This is a genomic window from Streptomyces sp. NBC_01481 (genome assembly GCF_026339995.1).
GTDB lineage: Bacteria > Actinomycetota > Actinomycetes > Streptomycetales > Streptomycetaceae > Streptomyces.
In genome coordinates this window covers 428,934-441,884 of record NZ_JAPEPT010000006.1, presented here as the reverse complement: position 1 = coordinate 441,884, position 12,951 = coordinate 428,934, and the positions used below count along the sequence as shown (strand labels likewise).

12 protein-coding genes are annotated in these 12,951 nt (G+C 70.6%); 7 read left to right on the top strand and 5 right to left on the bottom strand.

Translation table 11 applies throughout. The annotated features are described in order from the left end of the window. The first annotated feature begins 373 nt into the window (after positions 1-373). On the top strand, positions 374-1,888 hold the full coding sequence (locus tag OOK40_RS31830; RefSeq protein ID WP_266488493.1) for a glutamate-cysteine ligase family protein: 1,515 nt from the start codon (positions 374-376) through the stop codon (positions 1,886-1,888). A gap of 85 nt (positions 1,889-1,973) precedes the next feature. On the opposite strand, the gene OOK40_RS31825 is transcribed toward OOK40_RS31830, so the two are convergent. Continuing rightward, positions 1,974-3,779, bottom strand: a complete 1,806-nt coding sequence (locus OOK40_RS31825) for a VWA domain-containing protein (protein ID WP_266488492.1) — start codon at positions 3,777-3,779, stop codon at positions 1,974-1,976. Positions 3,780-3,940: 161 nt separating this feature from the next. Between OOK40_RS31825 and OOK40_RS31820 the strand changes: the two genes are divergently transcribed. Beyond that, positions 3,941-4,741: a CPBP family intramembrane glutamic endopeptidase gene (locus tag OOK40_RS31820; protein WP_266488490.1), complete on the top strand. Its 801-nt coding sequence runs from the start codon at positions 3,941-3,943 to the stop codon at positions 4,739-4,741. A 63-nt stretch (positions 4,742-4,804) separates the two neighbouring features. On the opposite strand, the gene OOK40_RS31815 is transcribed toward OOK40_RS31820, so the two are convergent. Next, positions 4,805-5,626 (bottom strand): PhzF family phenazine biosynthesis protein, encoded by an 822-nt coding sequence (locus OOK40_RS31815; protein ID WP_266488488.1) that lies wholly within the window; start codon positions 5,624-5,626, stop codon positions 4,805-4,807. Between the two features lie 138 nt (positions 5,627-5,764). Here OOK40_RS31815 and OOK40_RS31810 point away from each other — a divergent pair, with 138 nt between their 5' ends. Continuing rightward, positions 5,765-6,373, top strand: coding sequence for a PadR family transcriptional regulator (locus tag OOK40_RS31810; protein ID WP_266488485.1), 609 nt, complete (start codon positions 5,765-5,767; stop codon positions 6,371-6,373). Between the two features lie 81 nt (positions 6,374-6,454). Here the strand turns inward: OOK40_RS31810 and OOK40_RS31805 are convergent, their stop codons facing one another. Next, entirely contained in the window at positions 6,455-6,883 is a 429-nt protein-coding gene (locus OOK40_RS31805) for an SRPBCC family protein (protein WP_266488483.1), read from the bottom strand. A gap of 241 nt (positions 6,884-7,124) precedes the next feature. Between OOK40_RS31805 and OOK40_RS31800 the strand changes: the two genes are divergently transcribed. The 3 genes from OOK40_RS31800 to OOK40_RS31790 all read left to right on the top strand — a co-directional run bounded on the left by OOK40_RS31800 (position 7,125) and on the right by OOK40_RS31790 (position 9,898). After that, positions 7,125-7,649, top strand: a complete 525-nt coding sequence (locus OOK40_RS31800; protein WP_266488482.1) for a Clp protease N-terminal domain-containing protein — start codon at positions 7,125-7,127, stop codon at positions 7,647-7,649. A 95-nt stretch (positions 7,650-7,744) separates the two neighbouring features. Then, positions 7,745-8,737, top strand: a complete 993-nt coding sequence (locus tag OOK40_RS31795; RefSeq protein WP_266488480.1) for a DMT family transporter — start codon at positions 7,745-7,747, stop codon at positions 8,735-8,737. Between the two features lie 195 nt (positions 8,738-8,932). Next, positions 8,933-9,898 carry a DMT family transporter gene (locus OOK40_RS31790; protein ID WP_266488478.1) on the top strand — a complete coding sequence of 322 codons (966 nt, stop codon included), beginning with the start codon at positions 8,933-8,935 and terminating at the stop codon, positions 9,896-9,898. A 43-nt stretch (positions 9,899-9,941) separates the two neighbouring features. Here the strand turns inward: OOK40_RS31790 and OOK40_RS31785 are convergent, their stop codons facing one another. After that, complete coding sequence (locus tag OOK40_RS31785; RefSeq protein WP_266488475.1) at positions 9,942-10,598, bottom strand: pyridoxamine 5'-phosphate oxidase family protein; 657 nt, start codon at positions 10,596-10,598, stop codon at positions 9,942-9,944. A 35-nt stretch (positions 10,599-10,633) separates the two neighbouring features. Between OOK40_RS31785 and OOK40_RS31780 the strand changes: the two genes are divergently transcribed. Continuing rightward, the gene (locus OOK40_RS31780; RefSeq protein WP_266488474.1) at positions 10,634-11,965 is read left to right on the top strand and encodes an aminotransferase class I/II-fold pyridoxal phosphate-dependent enzyme; all 1,332 of its coding nucleotides are present in this window, start codon (positions 10,634-10,636) and stop codon (positions 11,963-11,965) included. Here the strand turns inward: OOK40_RS31780 and OOK40_RS31775 are convergent. Beyond that, entirely contained in the window at positions 11,956-12,918 is a 963-nt protein-coding gene (locus OOK40_RS31775; RefSeq protein WP_266488472.1) for a DMT family transporter, read from the bottom strand. The genes OOK40_RS31780 and OOK40_RS31775 overlap by 10 nt on opposite strands. Positions 12,919-12,951: the final 33 nt, after the last annotated feature.

The following is a 12,951-nucleotide window of genomic DNA, read 5'->3' as shown; positions in this document are numbered from 1 at the left end:
CTGCCTCGTTCGCGAAGTTTATACGACACGTGTTCTCGCCATGTTTCTGCTAGCGTTCCCGCGTATTTCCGGCAAGGCGGAATCAGGTCTATTTGCTGCGAAGTATCTGCCGATTCCTTGAGAGTGCAGGGCCACGGCCTGGGGCTTTACTGTCGGCACGGTAGGCTGAAACCAGTCGGTGTTTTTCACCAGGCGTCGGGCAGCGGAAACTGCAAACTGCATCATGCCGAGGGAATGTGCCGCTCGGCCACTTCGCACACACTACCGGCAGCGGACCGCGCATGGGGCGTTATGGATCAGTCAGTGTGGGCATTATCGACCGTGACGTGATCGGCTGGTGCTGCGTGGTGCCCACTCGAGGAGGGACGCTTCGATGGGGGAGAAGGTCGTGGCAGGCGGGTTCCACCTGTCCGATCGGCAAAAGTACCGGAGGAAGTTGCAGCAGTGCCTCGCGGGACTGGGGAGGCTGCTGGCCGAGAAGAGGTTCGACCGGCCCAAGAATCTCATGGGCCTTGAGATCGAGCTCAATCTCGCGGGTGCCGACGGGCTGCCACGGATGATGAATGCGGAAGTACTCGAGCGCATCGCAAGCCATGATTTCCAGACCGAGCTCGGAATGTTCAACCTGGAAGTAAATATTGTTCCGCACCGGCTGAGCGGGCGGGTTCTCGACCAGCTGGCAGAGGAGTTGCGCACCGGCCTCGGATACGCGCACCGAAAGGCCGTAGAACTCGGCTCCGGGATCGTCATGATCGGAATTCTTCCGACGCTCGCCCAGGACGACCTGGTCTCCGCGAACCTCTCGGACGTCGACCGGTACACACTTCTCAACGACCAGATCGTCGCGGCTCGCGGCGAGGAATTCGCGCTCGACATCGAAGGCGTGGAGCGGCTGACCTGCACCTCGGCGTCCATAGCGCCCGAAGCCGCCTGTACGTCCGTGCAATTGCACCTCCAGGTGACGCCCGCGAGATTCGCGGATGTGTGGAACGCCGCGCAGGCGGTGGCCGCCGTCCAGGTCGCCGTCGGCGCCAACTCCCCCTTCCTGTTCGGCAGGGAACTGTGGCGCGAGTCGCGGCCGCCCCTGTTCCAGCAGGCCACCGACACGCGACCGCCCGAACTGCAGGCTCAGGGGGTCAGGCCGCGTACCTGGTTCGGCGAACGCTGGGTGAGCTCGGCGTACGACCTCTTCGAGGAGAATCTGCGCTACTTCCCCGCCCTGCTGCCGATCTGTGACGAGGACGAGGACCCGCTGCGGGTGCTCGAGGAAGGCGGGGTCCCCAAGCTCCAGGAGCTCGTGCTGCACAACGGAACCGTCTACCGATGGAACCGCCCGGTGTACGCGGCCGTCGACGGCGTACCCCATCTGCGGGTCGAGAACCGCGTGCTCCCGGCCGGCCCCACGGTCACCGACGTGATCGCCAATGTCGCCTTCTACTACGGGCTGGTGCGCGCGCTCGCCGAGGAGGCAAGGCCGGTGTGGAGCAAACTGCCCTTCTCGGCCGCGGCCGAGAATTTCGACACCGCGTGCCGCCACGGCATCGAGGCGGAGCTCCAGTGGCCGCGTCCGGGCCGGGCGGGCGGCATCACCACGGTGCCGGCCGTCAAGCTCGTACGGGACGAACTGCTGCCGCTCGCCGCGGCGGGGCTCGACGCGTGGAACGTCGAGCCCGCCGACCGCGACTTCTATCTCGGCGTCATCGAGGAGCGGTGCAAGCGGCGTGTGAACGGGGCCACCTGGCAGGCAGACACCTATCACCGTGCTCTGGAGGCCGGCCTCGAACGGGATGCCGCGCTGGCGGCCACCACCCGTCGCTACTGCGAGCTGATGCACCTGGGCGAGCCGGTGCACACCTGGCCGGTCGGCTTCCCCGGATCCCGCTCCTGAGCTGGTCCCGTCCATGAGCGGGCCCCGTCCTGGGCTGCGCCTCACTCCTGCGCCTCACTCCTGGGCGGGACTCACTGGGCTGGACTCATTCCTGAGCCGCGGTCCGCCCTGTCTGCCCGACCGCCATGATCGCCTTCAGGATCACGCCCTGGATCTCCGCGGGATCGCTGACCTGGTAGCCGGCACCGCCCGTCGCCTTGGCGATCTCGTCGACCTCCGCCTGATCGGCGTCGGGGCCGACCGCGATCGCGATCAGGGGCACCGGACGATCGGGGTCGGTGAGCTCTTTCAGCCGGGAGATCAGCTCGCTGCGGGAGATGCTGAACCGGTCCTGGTTGGAGCCGTCCGTGAGCAGGACGAGGGCGTTGAACTTGCCCTTCACATACGTCGCCCGAGCCTCCTTGTAGGCGGCGAGCGTCGTGTCGTACAGACCGGTCGCGCCGTCCCGGACGGGAGCGAGCGCCTTGAATGCCTTGGAGAGCCGGGCCCGCTGGGTGCCCCCGCCCTCGGCGGGGGCACCCAGCCGGGCCGTCGGCACGAGCTTGCGGTAGTCATTCGGTCCGTCGAGGCCGGTCGCGAATTCCCACAGCCCGATCTCGTCCTGCGGTGTGAACTGGCCGAGGGCCTGCAGCAGCGACGCCTTGGTGACATCGAGCCTGCTCTCCGGTTCACGGCCCGGCACAGGCTGCTGCATGGATCCCGAGACATCGACGACCGTGGTGAGACGGGCGCTCTGCACGGTGATGGTCCATGTGCCCAGCGTCTCCTGCAGGGCGTCCGTCGGCAGCGGCTGGGCCGTGGCCGCGGAAGGAGCGTAGGGCTGGGGCGCACGGCCGCCGGCGGTGCGTACGACCGATTGCTCGACCGTGCCCTCGGCAGCGCGGAAGCCGTGCGCCGCGAGCGTCCGCCGGGACTCCGTCTCACCCAGCAGCCCCAGGAAGCGCGTCGCGGCCCGGCCCTCGTCGGTGCTCAGCCCGCTCTCGTCGACCAGGTTGTACGGATAGTCCAGCTGGGGCGCGCCGTCCTTGGGATAGAAGAGGTCGAGGTCGCGTGCGCTGTCGCGGGTGGCTGAGTTGTACGCGAAGGCGGCCTGCTCGGAGAGATACACGGCCTGGTTGCTCCGGGGGTCGCCGCCACCCTTGCCGGATTCGCCGGGCGCCAGGGTGCCCACCACCTTGGCGTCCGCGTCCGAGACACGCTGCGACAGGAGTTTGGCGGTGGCGGCGACCATGGTGTCGGCATCCTGGCCGCCTGCCTTCCCGACGGACTGGGCGACGCTGGTGAGCGCCAGCAGCCCGGTCGCGCTGCGATCCGGGTCGGCGGAGCCGAGGCGCACCCTGTCCGTCGTGGTGGCGGCCTGCGTCAGCTGTGCCCAGGTGTACGTCTTCCTGGGCCAGCCGAGGGCGGAGCCCGCCGAGTGGACCGTGGCCAGGGCGACGGGGGAGACGGCGACATTGCCGGCCGGTGTGAGCGGGACTTTCTCCGCGAGCGCCTTGGCGCGCTCGGCCCAGACGCTGGAGTCGGGCAGCCACACCTCGTAGCCGGGCTCGGCCCTGCGCGCGGCGAGTTCCTGCGCGACCTGGTAGTTCTCGCGCGGGGTGACGCGTACGTCCATGCACTGGCCGTCGGATCTGATCCGCTTCTCGCGGGCGCGGTCGGCGACATCGCGCACGGCGGGCGCGATATCGGGCGAGGCGACGACGTCCAGGCGTACCGCGGAGTCCTCGCACGACGTGGCGAAGGAGAGCAGGCCGCTCTGTGCTGCGATGCCCGTCCCCGCCGCCACGGCGAGAACGAGCATCGTGGCGATGGCGATCGTGCGCCTGCGTACGCGTGGACGGGACCTGCCTCCGTCCCTCGCCTCGTCGTCGGGCAAGCTGTGACGTCCCATGCGGTGGTGCCCCTCTTCGAGCGATGAGCAAGGAAAAGGGGACCGCCTCATCGCGATGACGCTCGTCCCCCGGCCTGTCGCGCGCGATCTTCGTACCTGTATTCGAGACCCTAGCGGGGCGAGGATGGGGATGAGACGGGATTACTCAACTGGAGGCAGGTGTGCAGGCGGAGGCGGGACGCGTGGCTGATTCTCTTCCTCAAGAGGGCATGTCGCGAAGGATCTTGCGGTCCGAGACACTGCTCGTGCTGGCGCTCTCACTGGGTGCGAGCGCGGTGTCGGCGCTGATCAGCTTTGTCGGATCGCTGACGAAACCGGGCAGCCTGAAGCAGCAGGCGGCGACGTTGAACGGGTCGTTCGCCCCCGGGCGGCCATGGCTCGATCTCGCCTGGCAGCTCTTCGACATCGCGACGGCTCTGGTGCCTGTTCTGCTCGTCGCGCACTTCCTGTTCCGGGAGGGCGCCGGGCTGCGGTCGATCGGCTTCGACCGGAGCAGGCCATGGAGCGATCTCGGGCGCGGCGCACTTGTCGCGGCGGGGATCGGGGGCGCCGGGCTGGCCTTCTATCTGGCGACGCGCGCCCTCGGGTTCAACCTCACGGTGGTGCCCGAGTCGCTGCCGGACGTCTGGTGGAAGTACCCGGTACTGATTCTCTCGGCGATCCAGAACTCCGTACTGGAGGAAGTGATCGTCGTCGGATATCTGCTCCGCAGGCTGGGGCAGTTGGGCTGGAGCCCGATGGCCGCGCTGGTGGCGAGCTCGGTGCTGCGCGGCTCGTACCACCTCTATCAGGGCGTCGGCGGGTTCGTCGGCAACATGGTGATGGGCGTGCTGTTCGTGCTGCTCTACCGGCGGTGGGGGCGGGTCGGGCCGCTGGTGGCGGCGCATGCGCTGCTCGACATCGTGGCCTTCGTCGGATACGGACTGCTGGCGGGCAAGGTGGGGTGGCTGCCCACGCCTTGAGCGGGGTGCGGAGAGGGGGTGTACGGGCGATCCGTACGCCCCCTTGGCATGTCCGGCAGTGGATCAGGGTGCGGAGAGCAGCTCGCCGTCGATGACGGTGACGGCATGGCCGGTCAGCCGGGTGCGCTCGCCGCGCACGGAGGTGCGGACCAGACCGGTACGGGCGGAGGCCTGCAGCCCGGTCAGCTCGGTGCGCCCCAGCCGGGCGGACCAGAACGGCGCGAGCGCCGTGTGGGCGCTGCCCGTCACCGGGTCCTCGTCGATGCCGACCCGCGGGAAGAAACAGCGCGAGGCGAAGTGATAGCCGTTCGCCGGGTCTGCTGCGGCCGCCGTGGCGATGATGCCGCGCTCCGAGTGGTCGACCAGGGCACGGATGTCCGGGGTCAGTGAGCGTACGGCCTGCTCGTCGGCCAGCTCGACGAGCAGATCACCGATGTGCGGGCCCGTGTCGTGCGCCGAGAGCACGTCGGCGCCGAGCGCCTCGGCGACTCCGTCCGGGATCTTCAGCTGCGTGAGCGTCGCGGTGGGGAAGTCGAGCGTGATCGTGCCGCTCGGGTCGGCGGTGGCGGCCAGGATGCCGCACCGTGCCGCGAAGCGCACCGTGCCCGTGGCCACCCCGGTGGTGTGCAGCACATGGGCCGTGGCCAGCGTGGCGTGGCCGCACATGTCGACCTCGGTGGCCGGGGTGAACCAGCGCAGCGCCCAGTCGGCATCGCCGCCCGCCGGGAGCGGGTGGGCGAAGGCGGTCTCGGCGTGGTTCACCTCCCTGGCCACGTGCTGAAGCCAGGTGTCCTCGGGGAAGTGGTCGGAGTCCAGCAGGAGGACTCCGGCGGGGTTGCCGGTGAAGGGACGGTCGGTGAAGGCGTCGACGATTCGAATCCGCATCCCGCGACCGTAGAGGTGCCACGAAGCCGCAGGCCAAGGCCAATTCGAGGTTGCTGGACCGATTGAGGATTGCCAGCCGACACATTCCGATATATCGTTGACGCATCGCGACAGATCAACGATGGAAGGAGCGTAGCGATGCGTTCACATGGACAGGGACACGATCACGGTCAGGGACATGGGCACTGCGGGCCCGGCCATCAGGGTCGGGGCGACTTCGAGGGGCGGCGCGCGGCGTTCGGCCCGTTCGGGCCGCCGTTCGGCGGACCCTTCGGGGGCGGACGCGGTCGTGGCGGCGGTCGGGGAAGGGCGCGGCGCGGAGATGTGCGTGCCTCGATCCTGGCGCTGCTGAAGGACCGGCCGATGCACGGTTACGAGATGATCCAGGAGATCGGCGAGCGCAGCGGAGGGGCCTGGCGGCCCAGCCCGGGCTCGGTCTACCCGACGCTCCAGCTGCTCGAGGACGAAGGCCTGATCACCAACGAGACCGAGGGCGGCAAGAAGCTGTTCACGCTCACCGACGCCGGGCGCACCGAGGCCGAGTCGGGGCCGGAGGCCCCGTGGGAAGAGGCCGGGCGCGGCGTCGACTGGGACACGGTCAACGAGATCCGTCAGGCCGGTTTCGGTCTGATGGAGGCCTTCGGCCAGGTCTGGAAGACCGGCAGCACCGAGCAGCGGCAGAAGGCCGTGGCCGTCATCAACGAAGCCCGCAAGAAGCTCTATCTGATCCTTGCCGACGAGCACTGACTCACGGCGCGAGAAGGGCCCCGTGCGTGAGCGCGGGGCCCTTCCCGTGTGTCCTGTGGTCCTTCCCGTGTTCCGCGGGCGTCAGGTGACCAGTCCCCCCAGCTTGCGCAGCGACTCGTTGAGTGCGGCGGTCGCCGAGTCCTTCAGCTTGCCCGCCATCAGCGACACGGCGGCGCCGGTGAACTCGCCGTCGATGCGCACCTGTGTGGCGTTCCCGTCCGGCGTGAGCGTGTAGCGGTTGCCGACGCTGACGCCCATCGGTCCCTTGCCCTTGATTCCCAGCACCCGGCCGGCCTCGAACTCGTCCACGGTCCAGGCGACTTCGGCCGGGAATCCCATGAGCTTCATGTTCTCGTCGTAGGTGGCTCCCAGCTCCAGCGTCTGCGGCCCGCCCTTGGGGAAGCTGGTGTGGGTGGCGTTCCACTGGCCGTAGCTGGTGAAGTCGGTCAGCTGGGCCCAGACCTTCTCGGCCGGCGCCTCGATCCGGGCTTCGGCACTGACTTCGGCCATACGACCACCCCTCCATGTCGGGTTACGGTGTCGCGGAACGTAGCCGGACCTGCCCGAACATTCAATACTGATGAACAGTCAGATCTGGATCGAGCAAGGCGGCGCGCGCCCTTGGGGGAGAAGTGTCTCGATCTCATCCGTAAGGAGGAGAAACCGGCCGCGCGTGCCCAACCTCCGTGGGATGGGCAAATGGGCCCCGGCGAGGACGCCCGTGCCCTCGGGAGCTGATGGGGTGGGAGGTGTGCACAGCCCTACCCCGCGGGTGCCTCGGCAGCCCGCCCCCATCCGTACGGGCATCGATTCCCGGCTCACCGCGGAGCTGGTTTCGGTGGTCGCCGGTGCGCGCCGCAGGGCGCTGCGTGACGGCGACCGGCAGATCGACACGGCGCACCTGCTGCACTCACTGATCGAGTCGGACCCCGAGGTGCGGACGGCACTTGGCGGCGGGCCGCAGGTCGCGCGCGTCCTCGGCTATCTCGTACAGCGGAGCATCGGATACGGCCTGCGCTGGCAGGGCTCGGTGGAGGACTCGGGCACCCTTGCCGTCGTACGCGAGACGGACGGCGAACTGTCGGGGTGGTCGCCCGCGGCCGCCGCCGCGATGGAGGGCGCGCAGGAGCGCGCCGGACTGCGCGGCCGGGCGCGGGCCGCGGGCATCGATCTTCTCGCCTGCCTCGCCGCGGATCCGGAGTGCCGGGCCGTGGAGGTGCTCGGGCGGGCCGGGGTGGACGCGGCGGTCCTGAGCGGGCGGATAGCGGCCGGCTGACCGCCGGACGCAGGCTCCGGGGCGCGGCTTCTCGACAGCGTCTCGACATGTGTCACGGGGGTGACGGTCCTGTCGTGCGCTGTCATGATGTGCCGATGCAGGCGTCTGAGGGAAGAAACGCCGGCCTGGGACTCGCCCTGGGCTCGGCGTTCGCGTTCGGTGGATCGGGTGTAGCGGCGAAGCCGCTGATCGAAGCGGGTCTCGACCCGCTGCATGTGGTGTGGCTGCGCGTGGCCGGATCCGCGCTTGTCATGCTGCCGGTGGCCTGGCGCCACCGTGACCTGGTGCTGCGCAGGCCCGCGCTGCTCGTCGGCTTCGGGCTGCTCGCCGTCGCGGGCGTACAGGCCTGCTACTTCGCGGCGATCTCCCGGATCCCGGTCGGTGTCGCGCTCCTCATCGAATATCTCGCGCCCGCGCTCGTCCTGGGATGGGTGCGCTTTGTCCAGCGCAGGCCGGTCACCAGGGCCGCCGCCCTCGGCGTGGTTCTCGCCGTCGCCGGCCTCGCCTGCGTCGTCGAGGTGTGGTCGGGAGTCGGCTTCGACGTGGTCGGTCTGCTGCTGGCGCTCGCCGCCGCGTGCTGCCAGGTCGGCTACTTCGTCCTGTCCGACCACGGCGGCGACGGTGACGACGCGGCGGACCCGATGGGTGTCATCGCGTACGGACTGCTCATCGGCGCGGCTGTGCTGACGCTGGTGGCCCGGCCGTGGGGGATGGACTTCTCGCTCCTCGGCGGGAGCGCGGACATGGGCGGCACGCAGGTGCCCGCGGCGCTGCTCCTCGGCTGGATCGTCCTGATCGCCACGGTGCTCGCGTATGTCACCGGGGTCGTCTCGGTGCGCAGGCTCTCGCCGCAGGTGGCGGGCGTCGTGGCCTGCCTGGAGGCGGTCATCGCGACAGTGCTGGCATGGGTGCTGCTGCGGGAGCATCTCTCGGCGCCGCAGATCTTCGGCGGTGCGGTGGTGCTGGTCGGGGCGTTCATCGCGCAGTCACAGGCTCCGAAGGCACCGTCGGGGCCGGTCGCGGGGGGTGGGCCCACCGAGTCCGCCGTCCCCGGGGGACAGTTGTCGGCCCCGCATGCCGCACCGTAGGGTGCCGGTCATGCATTCGACCGTACTTCCGCCGCCTGCCGCTTAGCGCGGGCGGCAAGCCATTGACGAAGACCGGGCTCGGGGTGTCCCCGAGCGGTTCGTCGCTGCCCGCGTGACGGAGCCGAGCGACCAGCCATCCCGTTCTTCACACGGAGAAGTCACGTGTCGAAAATTTCCTCAACTCCTGCTGTCGGCGTGCCCGCACAAGTGCCGGTGCCGACGCCGCTCCCGACTCCGGTGCCCGTCGGGCGGAGCCTCCTCTATCTGATCTTCGCCGGGGTCGCGTGGGGGACCGCGGGCGCGGCTGCCTCGCTGGTCTTCCAGGTGAGCGATCTCGGTCCTCTCGCGCTGTCGTTCTGGCGCTGCGCCGGGGGCTTGGTGCTGCTGCTGGGCGCGCTGGCGCTGCGTACGCGGCGTACGGCTGCCGTGCGCCGTGCCGCGGCCGGTGAGCCGCGTCGTCGTCGGCTGCTGCGGATTGTGGCCACGGGCATCGGCCTCACCGTCTTCCAGAGCGCCTACTTCGCGGCCGTCGACGCGACTGGGCTCGCTGTCGGCACGGTCGTCACGCTGGGCGCGGGTCCCGTGCTGATCGCGGTGGGTGCGCGGTTGACGATGGGCGAGCGGCTCGGGCGCGGCGGTGTCATGGCGGTCACGGGGGCACTGGCCGGCCTGCTCGTGCTCGTGCTCGGCGGCGAGGGCGGGACGGTACGGCCGGTGGGTGTGGCCCTCGCGCTGCTCTCCGCCGCCGGATACGCGGCGATCACCCTGCTGACACGTTGGCTCGGACGCGGCGGGGGCGGTGGCGACTCGCTGTCGACGACGGCCTGGGCGTTCGCGATCGGTGCGGTCGGGCTGCTGCCGATGGCGCTGGGGGAGGGGCTGCTGCCGCACACCGAGGAACTGGGGCGTGTTCTCTGGCTGCTGGCCTATGTGGCGGCGGTGCCGACGGCGCTGGCGTACGCCCTCTACTTCGCCGGTGCGGCGGTGGTGCGGGCCGCGACGGTCTCGGTGATCATGCTGCTCGAGCCGGTGAGCGCGGCGGTCATCGCGGTGACGGTGCTGGACGAGCGGCTGACGGGGGCGACGGTGGCCGGGACCTCGCTGCTGCTGGCGGCGGTGGCTGGGCTGGCGGTGGCGGAGACGCGGGTGGGGCGGCGTTAGGGGTGCGGGGTGGGGGCGCCTCCCCCGCCCCGCGGGCTGAGGGTCAGCTCCGCGTCAGGTAGGCCGGTACGCGGATCGACTCGTCCAGGTCCGCCGCCGGGATCGGGGTTCCCTGGTGCGTGGTCACGGGCACCACACCCGTCCAGTACGGGAGCGTCGCGTCCTCCGGGTCGTCGTTCGGGCCGCCCGTGCGGAGTTTGGCCGAGACCTCCGTCAGGTCCAGGCGCAGGACCGCCGTCGCCGCCAGTTCCTTCGGGTTGGCGGGCCGCGAGTCGAGCGAGCGGCCCGGGACCACGTGGTCCACCAGGGCGTCCAGGGCCGTGCGCTTCTCGTCGGGGTCCGTGACCGGGTGGGCCGTGCCGTGGACGACGACCGAGCGGTAGTTGATCGAGTGGTGGAAGGCCGAGCGGGCCAGGACCAGGCCGTCGACATGGGTGACTGTCAGGCATACGGCGAGGCCCGGGTCCGGCTCGCCCGCCATGCGGAGGGGGCGTGAGCCCGTCGAGCCGTGGAGGTAGAGGTGGTCGTCGACGCGGGCGTACAGCGTCGGCAGAACCACCGGCGCGCCGTCACGGACGAAACCGAGGTGGCAGACATACGCCTCGTCCAGTATCGAGTGGACCTGCTCGCGGTCGTACGCCGCGCGCTCCTTGGCGCGCGTCGGGACGGTGCGGTCGGTCGGCTCGTATGCGTCCGGCATTGCCTTCTCCATTGCACTAGTGCATAATCTCGTTTGTGCTAGGAGAGTATCGGATCGTAGGGCGCCGCGCATCGGAGATTGCCGCCAGCGTCGAGCGCGGGGTCGGCACGGGTGACCTGGAGCCGGGGCAACTGCTGCCGCCCATGCGGGAGTTGGCGACCGAGCTCGGCGTCAACCCGAACACCGTCGCGTCCGCGTACCGGACCCTGCGCGAGCGCGGGGTGATCGAGACGGCCGGACGCAAGGGCAGCCGGGTGCGGCCCCGCCCGGCCAGCACCGCCCGCGGCACCATCGGGGTCGAAGCGCCCCCCGGCGTGCGGGACCTCGGCGAGGGGAACCCGGACCCCGCGCTGCTGCCTCCGCTGCACGAGGCGCTGGCCGCCGCGGCCCGGCGCAATGCCCAGGAGCCGGGCCTGTACGGACAGGCCCCTGTCGACGCGGAGTTCGGGCGTCTCGCCCGTGCCGCGATGGATGCCGACGGGGTGCCCGACGGGCCGGTCGCCGTCACATCGGGGTCGCTGGACGCCATCGAGCGCGTACTCGCCGCCCACCTCAAGCCCGGTGACGCCGTCGCCGTCGAGGACCCCGGCTGGGGAAGCCTGCTGGATCTGGTCTCGGCGCTGGGGCTGAAGCCCGTGCCGGTGGCGCTCGACGACGACGGGCCCCTGCCGGGCGAGGTGCGCAAGGCGCTCGCCGGAGGAGCCAGGGCGCTCATCGTCACCGACCGCGCCCAGAACCCCACCGGCGCCGCCGTGAGCAAGGCACGCGCGCGTGAACTGCGCGCGGTACTCGCCCAGTTCCCCCACACCCTGCTCATCGAGGACGACCACGGGCACGCCATCGTCGATCTGCCGCTGCACCCCCTCGCGGGGCCGACGGACAGCTGGGCGCTCGTACGCTCCACGGCCAAGGCGTACGGCCCGGATCTTCGCGTCGCCGTGCTCACCGGCGACGCGGTCACCGTCGACCGTGTGATGGGCCGGCAGGGGCTCGGGCCCGGCTGGGTCAGCAGGCTGCTGCAGCGTGCTGTCGTCCAGCTGTGGAGGTCCGGCGCGGTGGATCCCCGAGAGGTCGCCCGCTCCTACGGGCAGCGCCGCGACGCGCTCGTCCAGGCCCTCGCCGAGCGCGGTATCGAGGCCCACGGCCGCAGCGGGATGAATGTCTGGGTGCCCGTGCCAGACGAGACCGGAGCCGTGACCCGGTTGCTGCGCGCGGGCTGGGCGGTCGCGCCGGGAGCGCGCTTCCGGATGTCCTCGGTGCCCGGCGTGCGGCTCACCGTCTCGGGCCTGGCGATGGACGAGATCGGGCAGGTCGCCGACGCGGTCGCCGCGGCGGCCGGCCCGGCACCCGCGCGCAGCTACGGCTGAGCCGCGGCGCGCGCCTTCGGCCTGCTCTGGCTCAGCGCCGCGCCGGCCAGGACGATCAGCGCGCCGACCGGGGTGTTCCAGCCGAGCTGCTCGTCCAGCACCGCGACGCCCGCCGCTGTCGCGATGACCGGAATGAAGTACGTGACCATCTGCGCGGTCGTCGGGCCGACCTCCGCGACCAGGCCGTACTGCAGCAGCAGCGCGAAGCCCGTTCCCAGCGCGCCGAGCGCGATCACCGCCAGCAGGGGGACGAGCGGGAACGAGGCGGGCAGTGTGGTGAACAGCGGTGTGACGACGGCGAGTTGAATTGTCGCGAGCAGCAGCTGTGCCCCGGTCAGCGAGAGATTGGAGTCGCTGCTCCCGGCCAGTGTGCGGCGGACATAGATCCAGCCGATCGGATAGCTGAGCGAGGCGAGAAGCGCCATCGCCGTGCCGCCGAAGTCGAGACCCGAGAAGCCCTGCCAGGCGCCGAGCACCGTCAGCACGCCGAGGAAGCCGATACCGAGCCCGGCGACCCGGCGGCGGGTCGGCCGGTCCTCGGAGAGGGCGACCATCGACAGGGCCATGCCCCACAGCGGCGAGGTGGCGTTGCAGATCCCGGCGAGCGTCGAGGGGATCGTCAGCTCGGAGTAGGCGAAGAGTGAGAACGGCAGCGCGTTGAGCAGGAAGGCGGCCACCGTCAGGTGCATCCAGGTGCGGATTCCGCGCGGCAGCCGGTCCCGCCGGACTGCCATCGCGACGGCCAGCACCGCCGTACCGAAGAAGAGCCGCCCCAAGGTCACTTGAAAGGGGGCGTACGCGCCGGTGCCGACCTTGATGAGGAGAAAGCTGAAGCCCCAGACGGTGGAGAGCACCGCGAACCGGATGCGCCAGTCGAGGCCGCGGCGGCGTACGGAGCCGGTCGGGGTGTGGGTGGGTGCCGAAGAGGTTCTGGAGGGGGCAGCGGTGCTCATGGTGTCAACGATCCCGTTTCCGATCTCGTAGGA

Excerpts from the sequence above, each read along its gene's own strand:
- OOK40_RS31830 (WP_266488493.1), top strand. The coding sequence starts at position 374 with ATGGGGGAGAAGGTCGTGGCAGGCGGGTTCCACCTGTCCGATCGGCAA.
- OOK40_RS31825 (WP_266488492.1), bottom strand. The coding sequence starts at position 3,779 with ATGGGACGTCACAGCTTGCCCGACGACGAGGCGAGGGACGGAGGCAGG.
- OOK40_RS31815 (WP_266488488.1), bottom strand. The coding sequence starts at position 5,626 with ATGCGGATTCGAATCGTCGACGCCTTCACCGACCGTCCCTTCACCGGC.
- OOK40_RS31810 (WP_266488485.1), top strand. The coding sequence starts at position 5,765 with ATGCGTTCACATGGACAGGGACACGATCACGGTCAGGGACATGGGCAC.
- OOK40_RS31805 (WP_266488483.1), bottom strand. The coding sequence starts at position 6,883 with ATGGCCGAAGTCAGTGCCGAAGCCCGGATCGAGGCGCCGGCCGAGAAG.
- OOK40_RS31795 (WP_266488480.1), top strand. The coding sequence starts at position 7,745 with ATGCAGGCGTCTGAGGGAAGAAACGCCGGCCTGGGACTCGCCCTGGGC.
- OOK40_RS31785 (WP_266488475.1), bottom strand. The coding sequence starts at position 10,598 with ATGCCGGACGCATACGAGCCGACCGACCGCACCGTCCCGACGCGCGCC.
- OOK40_RS31775 (WP_266488472.1), bottom strand. The coding sequence starts at position 12,918 with ATGAGCACCGCTGCCCCCTCCAGAACCTCTTCGGCACCCACCCACACC.